This window comes from Limnohabitans sp. 2KL-27 (assembly GCF_001269345.1).
Classification (GTDB): domain Bacteria; phylum Pseudomonadota; class Gammaproteobacteria; order Burkholderiales; family Burkholderiaceae_C; genus Limnohabitans_A.
Window position 1 is genome coordinate 1,256,825 of record NZ_CXOP01000002.1, and the last position, 12,019, is coordinate 1,268,843.

General features: G+C 60.3%; 8 protein-coding genes. 5 read left to right on the forward strand and 3 right to left on the reverse strand.

Annotation, left to right across the window (positions count from 1 at the left end):
* Nucleotides 1-69 precede the first annotated feature (69 nt).
* Entirely contained in the window at nt 70-1,092 is a 1,023-nt protein-coding gene (locus LHAB_RS08885) for a TRAP transporter substrate-binding protein (RefSeq protein WP_090045503.1), read from the reverse strand.
* A 295-nt stretch (nt 1,093-1,387) separates the two neighbouring features.
* Between LHAB_RS08885 and LHAB_RS08890 the strand changes: the two genes are divergently transcribed.
* The 5 genes from LHAB_RS08890 to LHAB_RS08910 all read left to right on the forward strand — a co-directional run bounded on the left by LHAB_RS08890 (nt 1,388) and on the right by LHAB_RS08910 (nt 7,116).
* Complete coding sequence (locus tag LHAB_RS08890) at nt 1,388-2,143, forward strand: electron transfer flavoprotein subunit beta/FixA family protein (protein WP_090045505.1); 756 nt, start codon at nt 1,388-1,390, stop codon at nt 2,141-2,143.
* A 2-nt stretch (nt 2,144-2,145) separates the two neighbouring features.
* The gene (locus tag LHAB_RS08895) at nt 2,146-3,078 is read left to right on the forward strand and encodes an electron transfer flavoprotein subunit alpha/FixB family protein (RefSeq protein WP_090045507.1); all 933 of its coding nucleotides are present in this window, start codon (nt 2,146-2,148) and stop codon (nt 3,076-3,078) included.
* Nucleotides 3,079-3,153: 75 nt separating this feature from the next.
* Complete coding sequence (locus tag LHAB_RS08900; protein ID WP_090045509.1) at nt 3,154-4,944, forward strand: acyl-CoA dehydrogenase; 1,791 nt, start codon at nt 3,154-3,156, stop codon at nt 4,942-4,944.
* A 33-nt stretch (nt 4,945-4,977) separates the two neighbouring features.
* On the forward strand, nt 4,978-5,931 hold the full coding sequence (locus LHAB_RS08905; protein ID WP_090045511.1) for an NAD(P)H-dependent flavin oxidoreductase: 954 nt from the start codon (nt 4,978-4,980) through the stop codon (nt 5,929-5,931).
* Nucleotides 5,932-5,952: 21 nt separating this feature from the next.
* Complete coding sequence (locus tag LHAB_RS08910) at nt 5,953-7,116, forward strand: acyltransferase family protein (protein WP_228763393.1); 1,164 nt, start codon at nt 5,953-5,955, stop codon at nt 7,114-7,116.
* A gap of 17 nt (nt 7,117-7,133) precedes the next feature.
* Here the strand turns inward: LHAB_RS08910 and cphA (LHAB_RS08915) are convergent, their stop codons facing one another.
* Nucleotides 7,134-9,707, reverse strand: coding sequence for a cyanophycin synthetase (gene cphA / locus LHAB_RS08915; RefSeq protein WP_090045512.1), 2,574 nt, complete (start codon nt 9,705-9,707; stop codon nt 7,134-7,136).
* A gap of 47 nt (nt 9,708-9,754) precedes the next feature.
* A complete protein-coding gene (cphA, locus tag LHAB_RS08920) occupies nt 9,755-11,929 on the reverse strand; it encodes a cyanophycin synthetase (RefSeq protein WP_090045513.1) in 2,175 nt (724 codons plus the stop codon).
* Nucleotides 11,930-12,019 lie beyond the last annotated feature (90 nt).

The following is a 12,019-nucleotide window of genomic DNA, read 5'->3' on the forward strand; positions in this document are numbered from 1 at the left end:
GTATTTGCTGTTGGGCAAATACCGCTGGTTCTCTCCACGCCCCAGGTGGTTCACCCGAGGCGTGTCAGATCACTTTTGCTTTTGCAGCTTGGCAATTTCAGCACGGAATTCTGACAAAGCACCCGAGGGGTCTTTCAGACCTTTGGCTTTCGCCGCTTGGGCCCAGTCCCGCTCCAGTTTGTTGACGCGAACGGTGACGCCGCTGACGAAGCTGTTGTCGGCCTTGATCACTTTCACGCCATTTTTTTGCATGTTGGTCAAAGCCTGATCGTCGACGCGGTCCCAGGCTTTGCCAAAGCGTCGTGCAACGGCTTCGCCAGACAATTCGTCCACCACCTTTTTGTCGTCGGCCGAGAGGCTGTTGTACTTGGCCGGGTTCATCATGAAGACGAAGCTGGTGTTGTAGAGGCCGCCCGGAAACTGGGTGGCGTGCTTGATGATCTTGTCGATCTTGAAGGAGTCTGTGGACTCGGCCGGGAACAAGGTGCCGTCCATCACGCCGCTGGACAACAGTTCAAAAGATTCAGGGGCGGGTTTGAGGGTGACGTTCATGTCCAGTGTTTTGGAGATCTCGTTGACCATGCCGCCGCCCACTCGGAACTTCAAACCTGAAAGGTCTTCCACACGGGTGATGGGTTTTTTGGTGTTGAACACGATGCCTGGGCCGTGGGTGAAGAAACCCAGGACCTTGACACCTTGGTGTTCGGCCGTGAATTCGGGGTATTTGCTGGCAATGCGGTGGAACGCCACGGACAGGGGTTCAGCACGGTCGCCCAAAAATGGGAACTCGGCCATTTGGGACAACACAAAACGTCCGGGTGTATAGCCGTGAACCGTGAAGGACACATCGACCAGACCGTTTCTGACCGCGTCAAAAGTGCCCGGTGCAGGGGTGACAGCGCGGGGCAAGATGTTGCAGCGCACGCGGTTGGATGTTTTGGCCGCCAGGTCGTCGCACCATTCTTTTTGCGACATCGACAAGCCGTGTGTGGGTGGAACCCAGCTGGAGACCGTCAAGACGGTTTGTGCTTGAGCCAAGCCGCTGAAGCTGGTCAAGGCTGCAGCCGCCAAGGAAATCAAAGTTTTTTTCATCCAATTGCCCCATTGATTTGGTTACAAAACATAATCGTAATATTGAACGATCTTCAAGAAAATCAATGTTAACCCTGATTGGCCTACCGATTGGTCGGTGAATTCCCGGGGGTAGGATAGGCAGGTGTTCCATATGGTTTTCAAAAAACCGGTCTAAAATTCGAACGATCGTGCTTTTTTCTACAGTGTGAGGCGCCTGTTTGGCGGTTTTGATGCACAATTGACGTTTACGTAACGTCAACGACATCATGGCGTTTCAAGGTGCTTGGGTTTAGATATCAATGGAGAAGCTTTCATGAAAATTCTCGTTCCCGTCAAGCGGGTGGTGGACTACAACGTCAAGGTCCGTGTGAAGTCCGATGGTTCGGGCGTGGACATTGCCAACGTCAAGATGAGCATGAACCCCTTTGACGAAATTGCCGTCGAAGAAGCGGTTCGCTTGAAAGAAAAAGGTTTCGCCACCGAAGTCATCGCCGTCTCTTGCGGTGTGGCCCAGTGCCAGGAAACCTTGCGCACCGCCATGGCCATCGGTGCCGACCGCGGCATTTTGGTCGAAACCCCCGCCGACTTGGACCTGCAGCCTTTGGCTGTGGCCAAGCTGCTCAAGGCTTTGGTGGACAAAGAACAACCCGGTCTGATCATCTTGGGCAAGCAAGCCATTGACGACGACTGCAACCAGACGGGTCAGATGCTGGCTGCTTTGGCCGATCTGCCCCAAGCCACCTTCGCCTCCAAGGTCGAGATCGTGGACGGCAAAGCCCATGTCACCCGCGAGATCGATGGCGGCTTGGAAGTGTTGAGCATCAGCCTGCCTGCGGTGGTGACCACCGACCTGCGCCTGAACGAGCCGCGCTACGTGACGCTGCCCAACATCATGAAGGCCAAGAAAAAGCAGCTCGACACCTTCAAGCCCGAAGACCTGGGTGTCGATGTGGCCCCCCGCATCAAGACCCTGAAAGTGGCCGAGCCCGCCAAGCGCAGTGCAGGCATCAAGGTGCCCGATGTGGCCACCTTGGTTGATAAATTGAAAAACGTTGCAAAGGTAATCTGACCATGACCGCACTCGTTATTGCCGAACACGACAACGCCTCCATCAAGGGCGCCACCTTGAACACCGTCACGGCCGCTGCCGCGTGCGGTGGTGATGTGCATGTGCTGGTCGCGGGCCACAACGCCGCTGCCGCTGCGCAAGCCGCCTCCACAATTGCCGGTGTGACCAAAGTGATCCACGCCGACAGCGACGCGCTGGCGCATGGCTTGGCCGAAAACGTCGCAGCACAAGTGCTCGCCATTGCGGCCCATTACAGCCACATCTTGTTCCCCGCCACTGCGGCGGGCAAAAACGTGGCCCCCCGTGTGGCCGCCAAACTGGATGTGGGTCAAATCAGCGATGTGACGCAGGTCATCTCGGCCGACACCTTCGAGCGCCCCATCTACGCGGGCAACGCCATGGCCACTGTGCAAAGCCTGGATGCCACCAAAGTGATCACCGTGCGCACCACCGGCTTTGACGCCGCCGCTGCCATAGGCGGCAGCGCAGCGGTGGAAAGTGCCACAGCGCAAGCGGACAGCGGCAAGAGCAGCTTCAAGGGCAGCGAAATCGCCAAGAACGACCGTCCTGAGCTGACCGCCGCCAAGATCATCGTCTCCGGTGGCCGCGCTTTGGGCAGCTCGGAGAAGTTCAACGAAGTGATGACGCCCTTGGCCGACAAGTTGGGTGCTGCGATTGGTGCGAGCCGCGCAGCGGTCGATGCCGGATACGCCGCCAACGACCTGCAAGTAGGCCAGACCGGCAAGATCGTCGCGCCTCAGTTGTATGTCGCCTGCGGCATCTCGGGTGCAATCCAGCACTTGGCGGGCATGAAGGATTCCAAGGTGATCGTGGCGATCAACAAGGACCCCGAAGCCCCGATCTTCAGCGTGGCGGACTTTGGTCTCGAAGCCGATTTGTTTGCCGCCGTGCCTGAATTGACCAACGCACTGTGATGATTTGAAGACTGCAAAAAAGGCCTCCGTGAGAGGTCTTTTTTGTACCCGACCCCCGACCGACAGGAGACATTCATGAGCTACATCGCCCCCCTCAAGGACATGCTTTTCAACATCGAGCACCTGGCTTGCATCGACCAGATCGCGCAGATTCCCGGTTTTGAAGACGCCGGACTGGAAACTGCTCAGGCGGTGCTCGAGGAGTGCGCCAAGCTCAACCAGGATGTGATCTCGCCCCTGAACTGGGAAGGCGACAAAAACCCGTCCTTTCACAACGGCAGCGGCGTGACCACCACGCCCGGCTTCAAAGAGGCTTATCAGCAGTACGCCGAAGGCGGCTGGCAAGGCCTGCAGCACCCCGCTGACTTTGGCGGTCAAGGCCTGCCCAAAACCATTGGCGCAGCTTGCGGCGAAATGCTCAACTCGGCCAACATGGCCTTTGCGTTGTGCCCCTTGCTCACCGATGGCGCGATTGAAGCTTTGCTGACCGCAGGTTCGGACGAGCTCAAAGCCACCTATTTGGAAAAGTTGATTTCCGGCCAATGGACCGGCACCATGAACCTGACCGAGCCCCAAGCTGGATCAGACTTGGCCGCCGTGCGCACCCGCGCCGAGCCCCAGCCGGATGGCACTTACAAAATCTTTGGCACCAAGATCTACATCACCTACGGTGAGCACGACATGGCCGAGAACATCGTGCACCTGGTGTTGGCACGTGTGGTGGGCGCACCCGAAGGCGTCAAGGGCATCAGTTTGTTTGTGGTGCCCAAGTTTCTTGTCAAGGCCGATGGCGCCTTGGGCGATCGCAACGACGTGCATTGCGTGAGCATCGAACACAAGATGGGCATCAAGGCCAGTCCCACCGCGGTCTTGCAGTTCGGTGACAACGGCGGCGGCGTGGGTTATCTGGTCGGACAAGAAAACCGTGGCCTCGAATACATGTTCATCATGATGAACGCCGCCCGCTATGCCGTGGGCGTTCAGGGCATCGCGATTGCCGAGCGCTCTTACCAGCGTGCTGTGCAATACGCCCGTGACCGCGTGCAAAGCCGTCCGGTCGATGGCAGCTTGCCCGCTGCAGGTCCCATCATCCACCACCCCGATGTGCGCCGCATGCTGATGACCATGCGCGCCTACACCGAAGGCTGCCGCGCCATGGCTGCTACAGCCGCTGCGGCCTACGATGCCTCGCACCACCATCCCGATGCCGAGGTGCGCAAGCAAAATGCCGCTTTCTACGAATTCATGGTGCCGCTGGTCAAGGGCTACAGCACCGAGATGAGCCTGGAAGTCACCAGCTTGGGCGTGCAAGTGCACGGGGGCATGGGCTTCATCGAGGAAACGGGTGCGGCGCAGTACTACCGCGACGCCAAAATTTTGACGATTTACGAAGGCACCACCGCCATCCAGGCCAACGACTTAGTAGGCCGCAAAACTGCCCGCGACGGCGGCCAAACCGCCAAAGCCTTGGCCGCGCAAGTGGCACAGACTGAAAGCGAACTGGCAGAATCCGGCAACACCGACGCGCAGGCCGTGGCCAAGCGGCTCAAAGCCGCTCGCGAAGCTTTTGTGGACGTGGTCGAGTTTGTGGCAGGCAACACCAAGGCCCATCCCAACGATGTGTTTGCTGGCAGCGTGCCCTACCTCATGCTGGCGGGTAACTTGATGGCGGGCTGGCAAATGGGCCGCGCCTTGCTGGTGGCCCTGACACCGCAGGCGCAAGCCCAAGACGCGGCCTTCATGGCCGCCAAGGTCACGACCGCGCGGTTTTACGCCGACCACATCCTGTCCAAGGCCCCCGGCATCCGCGATAGCATCGTGGAAGGCGCAGGCAGCGTGACTGCGATGGCACTCGACGCGTTCTGAAATTGATACCCACAATCATTTTGAGGAGACAACATGTCTAAATTGCCCCCCGTTCTGGCGAACCTGCCCTTTCCAGCGATTGCCTCACCCCTGTTCATCATCAGCAACCCCAAGTTGGTGATTGAGCAGTGCAAGGCTGGCATCGTCGGCTCCATGCCCGCCTTGAACGCCCGCCCTGCAGAGCAACTCGAAGAGTGGTTGATTGAAATCACCGAAACCCTGGCCGCCTACAACAAGGCCCATCCGGACAAACCGGCCGCGCCGTTTGCCATCAACCAGATCGTGCACAAGAGCAACGACCGTCTGGAGCACGACATGGCCATGTGCGTGAAATACAAGGTGCCGATCATCATCACTTCGCTGGGTGCACGCGAAGAGATCAACGCCGCCGCGCACAGCTATGGTGGCGTGGTGCTGCACGACATCATCAACAGCAAGCATGCGCACAAGGCGATTGAAAAAGGTGCAGATGGCCTGATCGCCGTGGCCGCGGGAGCCGGGGGCCACGCCGGTGTCAAAAGCCCATTTGCCTTGATCCAGGAAATTCGCCAGTGGTTCGATGGTCCGGTGGCCTTGTCGGGCTCGATCGCCACGGGTGATGCGATTTTGGCGGCCCAAGCCATGGGCGCGGACTTCGCCTACATTGGCTCGGCTTTCATCGCCACGCACGAAGCACGTGCGGCCCAAGAGTACAAGCAAGCCATCGTGGACAGCAACTCCGACGACATCGTCTTGAGCAATTTGTTCACGGGTGTGCATGGCAACTACCTGGCCCCGTCCATCCGCGCGGCGGGACTGGACCCCGAGAACCTGCCCGAGTCCGATCCCAGCAAGATGAACTTTGGTGGGGATGCCAAAAAAGCTTGGAAAGACATCTGGGGCTGCGGCCAAGGCATTGGCGTGATCCAGTCCGTGCAAAGCACGGCCGATCTGGTGGCCCAGTTCAAAGCCCAGTACCAAGCGGCGCGCACCCGCCTGGCCCTCTGATGGCACCTGGCTGAGACGCCCTTGTCCACCACCGCACAGCGCCCTTCGGGGCGTTCTTTTTTGATCGATGCGATCAAGGCCGCAGGGTGTTTGTTGATCGTGTTGCACCACATGGCCTTTTATGGACCCATGTCGGACGTGGTGGCCGCTGCTTGGCCTGCTGTCGTGGGTTGGCTGTACGACCATGGCCGATTGGCGGTGCAGTTTTTCTTGGTGTGTGCAGGATTTCTCACGGCAGACAGTTTGGCGCGTTATGAGTCTTTGGCGCTGTCCGAGGCCCTGAGGCTGGCTTGGCAGCGTTATTTGCGTCTGGCCATTCCTTTGCTGGCCGCACTCAGTTTCACCGTGTTGGTCAGTGAGTGGCTGCGGCCCGGCTTTGAGCATGCCAGCCTCTCTGCCCCTCCCGATTGGGGTCAGGCTTTGGCGCACATCGTGCTGCTGCAGCACGTGTTGGACTTGGAGGCCTTGTCGGCAGGCATTTGGTATGTCGCCATTGACTTGCAGTTGTATGTGATGGCCTTGCTCAGCCTGACGGTGGTGAAAGTCTTTGGCCATGCAAAGTCGCGCCATGCGGCACAAGCTTGGCGTTGGGGCATGTGGTTGGGCTTGACCAGTGCATCCTTGTGGTGGTGGAACTTGCGCCCCGATTTGGACGACCATGGGGTGTATTTTTTTGGCGCTTATGGCCTCGGATTGCTGGCTTGGGAAGCCCGGCGGCGCGAAAGCCTGGCCTACAGCCCGAGCCAGCGGTGGCGTGTGTGGGCGTTGCTGCTGGTGTTGGGCGGGGTGGCCTGGTGGCTGGAGCCACGCTGGCGCATGGCGGTGGCTTGTGCCATCTCGGGCTTGCTGATCGCTGTGCCCGCCCGCTGGTTCAAGGGTGAGGCCGTGCGTTTCCCATGGGCGCGGCAAATGGTGGCGTGGTTGTCCAAGGTGTCTTACTCGGTGTTTCTCATCCATTTTGGCGTGAGCCTGGCCGTGAATGCAGGGGTCACCGCGCTGTGGCCCGAGCGCTTGTGGGCCAACGCGCTGGGCATGTTGGGCGCCTTGCTGCTGTCCCTGCTTTTTGGGGCGCTGCTGTATCGGCTGGTGGAGCGCCACGCACCGTCTTTTTGGCGGTGGTGGCTTTGGGTCGGGGTTTTCAAGGCCAGTGTGGCGCTGGCCCTCTTCATCAACCCGGTCGCCTGATGATGGCGAACTTCACATCAAGCCTTTGAAGCTTTGACTTTCTCGGTGATGTAGGCCAAGGCCTCTTCGACCTGGTCGATCAGGATCAGGCACAAATCGCCGGGTGACAGGCGCGCGAGGGCTGTGTCGATGGCGTTGAACTCGCCCTGGATGTCCTGGACGTGCAGGGTGCGCGCAGCGCCTTGCAGGCCTTCGCGCAGCAGGGCAATCACTTCGCCGTCTTCCCGGCCACGCTGGCAGGCGTCCTGGTAGAGCAAAACTTCATCAAAGGCCTGGCCCAGAATTTTGGTCTGGTCGCGGATGTCCTGATCGCGCCGGTCACCGGCACCACTGATGACCACCATGCGTTTTTGGGCAGGCATGTTGTCCACGGCTTGCACCAGAGCCTGGATGGCATCCGGGTTGTGGCCGTAATCGGCAATCAGGGTGGCGCCACGGTAATCAAACACATTGAAGCGGCCGGGCACGCCCTGGATGTCGCTGATGAAGGTGGCCACGCCCTGGGCGATGGCGTCCCATGGCACGCCAACAGCCCAGGCCGCGCCGATGGAGGCCATGACGTTTTCGGTCTGAAAGCCGATTTGGCCTTGACGGGTGATGGGCACTTGGGACAGCGGAATGCGGAACACCTGCTTGCCTTTTTGGGCCACGATGTGGCCGTCTTCGGTGAACACCACACGTTTGCCTTGGGCGCGGTGAGTGGCCAGCACGGGCTGGTTGCCATCGAGTGCGAAAAAGGTCACATCGCCTGGGCAATGGGGTGCCATGAAGGCCACAGCCGGATCTGCGGCATTGAGCACGGCCATGCCGTTTTGTGCCACGTTGAGCACGATCACCCGTTTGAGGACCGACAGGTCTTCCAGCGTCGTGATGTAGTTCAGGCCAAGGTGGTCGCCACCGCCCAGATTGGTCACGATGGCCACATTGCAACGGTCAAAAGCCAGGCCTTCGCGCAGCAGACCGCCACGGGCGGTTTCGAACACGGCGGCATCCACATCGGGGTGCATCAGCACATTGCGGGCGCTGCGTGGGCCGCTGCAGTCGCCCGAGTCGGTCTGGCGTCCATTGACGTAAACACCATCGGTGTTGGTCATGCCCACCCGCAGACCCTGTGCCTTGAGCAAATGTGCCGTCAGGCGAACGGTGGTGGTTTTGCCATTGGTGCCCGTGACGGCAATGACCGGAATGCGTCCGGTAGCGCCGTTGGGGAACATCTGGTCGATCACGGCATTGCCCACGTCACGGCCTTTGCCGTAGGACGGGCTGATGTGCATGCGCAAACCCGGGGCGGCGTTGACTTCCACGATGCCGCCGTTTTGCTCTTCCAGGGGACGCAGCACGGATTCACAGACCACGTCCACACCGCAAATATCGAGGCCCACCATCTGGGCTGCTTCCACGACCCGGGAGGCCACTTCGGGGTGCACGTCGTCGGTCACATCCGTGGCACTGCCGCCAGTGGACAGGTTGGCGTTGTTGCGCAAAATCACGCGGCGGCCTTTTTCGGGCACCGATTCGGGCTCCAGATCTTGGGCATGCAAACGACCGATGGCGATGTCGTCAAACCGGATTTTGGTCAAAGAGGTGGCGTGACCCGTACCACGGCGCGGATCGGCATTCACCAGGTCCACCAGTTGGCGCACCGTGTGTTTGCCGTCACCGACCACCAAAGGCGGCTCGCGGCGTGCCGCAGCGATGAGCTTGTTGCCCACGACCAGCAAACGGTAATCGCTGCCCGGTAAAAACTTCTCGACCATGACCGTGCCATAACGCTCGGCCGTGACATAAGCGTTGTCGAAAGCCGTGCGCTCGGTGATGTTGACCGTGACGCCTTTGCCCTGGTTGCCGTCTTGGGGTTTGACCACCACCGGCAAACCGATTTCCAGTGCGATGGCCCAGGCTTCGTCGGGGGACTCCGCAGGGCGACCCAAGGGGACGGGGACACCTGCTGCGTGCAGCAGTTTTTTGGTCAGATCTTTGTCTTGGGCAATCGATTCGGCGATCGCACTGGTGGAGTCGATCTCTGCTGCCTGGATGCGTCGCTGCTGCGAGCCCCAGCCAAACTGCACCAAACTGCCATCGGTCAGGCGTCGATATGGAATTCCGCGAGCCACCGCCGCGTCCACGATCGCGCCTGTGGAGGGCCCCAAGCGAACGTCTTCGTCCAGTTCGTGCAGCTGAGCCAGCGCGTTTTCAAGGTCAAAACCGTGCGAAGCCATGGCTGCATTGCACAGCTGCTCTGCCAGCTCAAGCGCCAGGCGCCCCACCGACTCTTCAGAGTACTGCACCACGACTTGGTAGACGCCCGCTTCTTCGGTGGCTGTGGTGCGGCTGAAGGTCACAGGGCAGCCGGCGTGGGCTTGCAAGGCCAGCGTGACTTTTTCGAGTGCATGCGCCATGGAGGGGGCTTGGCCCGGGCGGGTGCCTTCGATGGGGCCGACTTCGGGAAAGATACGGCGCAGGCGCTGTTCGATGGGGTGATTGGCCGCCAGGCTGCGTTCAGCCTCGGGGCAGGTCACGATGGCTTCCATGGCCGTGTGACGGCTCCACAAATTGGGGCCGCGCAGTGCGCGAATTCTTGACACTTCCATGAACCAGGATTCCTGTGATGCGGTAAGGCCGAAGGGCTCGTCGGGTGTTAGTGGGAGGTCTGCTGACCAAAGCTTTTGACGCCAGCACGGATCAGATCCGTGCTGATGTCCAGAGCCCAGGCGACGCTGGCGGCGATCAGCATATCGGTGGTGCTCAGTTTGCCGTCTTGCAGAAGATGCGCCACGGCGGGGCGTTTGGCAGACAGCACGAACGACTCGCGCTGACCTTCGCACAGGACCAGTTGCCCGTCCCGCCAGAATGCCACGCGTCCGCCTTCGGCCCGGTGCAAGGCCAGTGTCGGGTTGTTTTCGTCGTCGGCATAAAAGATCACGCTGCCGTCACAGTAACTGGCGAGCTGGGCGACTTGCGCATCGCCCGCATTGAGGACGGCAGTGCCATGGGGCAGCACCACATCGATTTGTGTGCGCAAGTAAGTCGGCATTTTTTCGTCGCCACCCGGGTACAGATCATCCAGACCTTGCGCCTTGGGCATGCTTGTCACCACGCCGACCTGGCAACGGTCATAAGGCAAGCCTTCGGCCAGCAGGTGGCGGACATCGCTCTCAAACACGGCCGATTGGACCGAGCGGTTGATCAAAAGACGTTGGGCGTTGTCCCAATCCATGCCGCCTTGGCTTTGCAGCTGGCGCTGGTTCATGAACAGGCCATCTGCACAGGCCAGGCCGGTGTAAAGACCTTTGAGGTGCAGCAGCCAAGCCACCAATTTGGCCGGGCGCGTGGTGTCGCCGTCGCCCATCAGGCCCACCACCGGTATGCGGCCAGTGTCTGCGGACTTGAACAAATGGTTGGCAATCGCTTGGCCTACGGGTCGGGGTTGTCCTAGGGCAGGCTTGAGGTGCATCAGCAAACCGGGGCCGGCATTGACTTCGACAACGGCGCCCCCTTGAGCAGCCAAGGGCTGGGAGATGTTTTGAGCCACCAGATCGACGCCGGCGATGTCCAGGCCTACCACCCGTGCGGCCAAGACCGCTTGCGCAGCCACTTCGGGGTGGACTTCATCGGTCACGTCGAGTGCCATATTGCCCGTGCGCATGATCAACACGGCGCGGCCTTTTTCAGGCACGCTGTCGGCCGTCAGGCCCTGGCGTTTGAGTTCCAGCACCGAGGTGGTGTGCTCATCGAGCCGAATGGTGTCGAGCGGAAAGTCTTCTTCTTCGCCACGTCGGGGGTCGGAGTTGATCTGCAACTCGATCAGCTCGGCCACGGTGTGCACGCCATCGCCCACCACACTGGCGGTTTCGCCTTTGTTGGCGGCGGCCACTTGGTCGCCGACCACCAGCAGGCGGTGTTCTTCACCACGGATGAAACTTTCAACAATGACTTCGCTGCCCTCTGCCAAGGCGATGGCGTAAGCGGCTTCGATGTCTTCCTGTTTGGACAGTTCCAGAGAAACGCCGCGTGCATGGTTGCCGTCGGTGGGCTTAACGCACACGGGCAGGCCAATGTCTTGTGCGGCCGCCCAGGCGGCAGCGGGGCTGTCCACGATTTGACCGGATGGCACAGGCACGCCACACATGCTGAGCAGTTGCTTGGTCAGGTCCTTGTCCTTGGAGATGCCTTCAGCAATGGCGCTGGTGCGGTCGGTTTCGGCGGTCCAGATCCGGCGCTGCTGTGCGCCGTGGCCCAGTTGCACCAGGTTGCCGTCGTTCAAGCGGATGGCGGGAATGCCCCTTTCCCCTGCGGCGTCCACGATGCTGGCCGTGCTGGGGCCGATGCACAGGCTGTCGACCATCTGCTTGAGGCGGTTGATTTCGGCTGGCACGTCGAAGGGGCGGTCTTCAATGGCGGCCAAAATCAGGTCGCGGGCGGATTCGAGTGCGCTGCGGCTGACGGCGTCATGGCGAGTGCGGATGACCACTTTGTAGACACCCCGAGGACCGGCTTCGCGGGCTTTGCCAAAGCCGGTTTGCATGCCGGCCTGGGTTTGCAGTTCCAGTGCCACGTGTTCGAGCACGTGACCGGCCCAGGTGCCTTGCGCCAGCCGTTGTAAAAAGCCGCCACGTTCACCCACGCTGCAGCGGTGCTCGATGAGACCCGGCAACCAGGCGGTCAATCGTTCGTTGAAGCCTGGCAAGGTGTTGGAGGGTGCGTCTTCCAGGTCGCCGATGTCGATCAGCGCCTCCATGACAGGACGGTAGGTCCAGATGTTGGGCCCGCGCAAATGCGTCATGCGCAGAAATTGGATGTTTTTGGCGTTCATGCGTGAAGAGGGCGGCTATACAATGACCGGCCCATCATGGCGCTGGTGGATTGCTCTGAATTTTTGGAAATACATGGGCAGTTCGGTTGC

What these genes read in the sequence shown, in the direction of transcription:
- LHAB_RS08905 (WP_090045511.1), top strand. Translation starts at nt 4,978, where the DNA reads ATGTCTAAATTGCCCCCCGTTCTGGCGAACCTGCCCTTTCCAGCGATT.
- LHAB_RS08900 (WP_090045509.1), top strand. Translation starts at nt 3,154, where the DNA reads ATGAGCTACATCGCCCCCCTCAAGGACATGCTTTTCAACATCGAGCAC.
- LHAB_RS08885 (WP_090045503.1), bottom strand. Translation starts at nt 1,092, where the DNA reads ATGAAAAAAACTTTGATTTCCTTGGCGGCTGCAGCCTTGACCAGCTTC.
- LHAB_RS08890 (WP_090045505.1), top strand. Translation starts at nt 1,388, where the DNA reads ATGAAAATTCTCGTTCCCGTCAAGCGGGTGGTGGACTACAACGTCAAG.
- cphA (WP_090045513.1), bottom strand. Translation starts at nt 11,929, where the DNA reads ATGAACGCCAAAAACATCCAATTTCTGCGCATGACGCATTTGCGCGGG.
- LHAB_RS08895 (WP_090045507.1), top strand. Translation starts at nt 2,146, where the DNA reads ATGACCGCACTCGTTATTGCCGAACACGACAACGCCTCCATCAAGGGC.
- cphA (WP_090045512.1), bottom strand. Translation starts at nt 9,707, where the DNA reads ATGGAAGTGTCAAGAATTCGCGCACTGCGCGGCCCCAATTTGTGGAGC.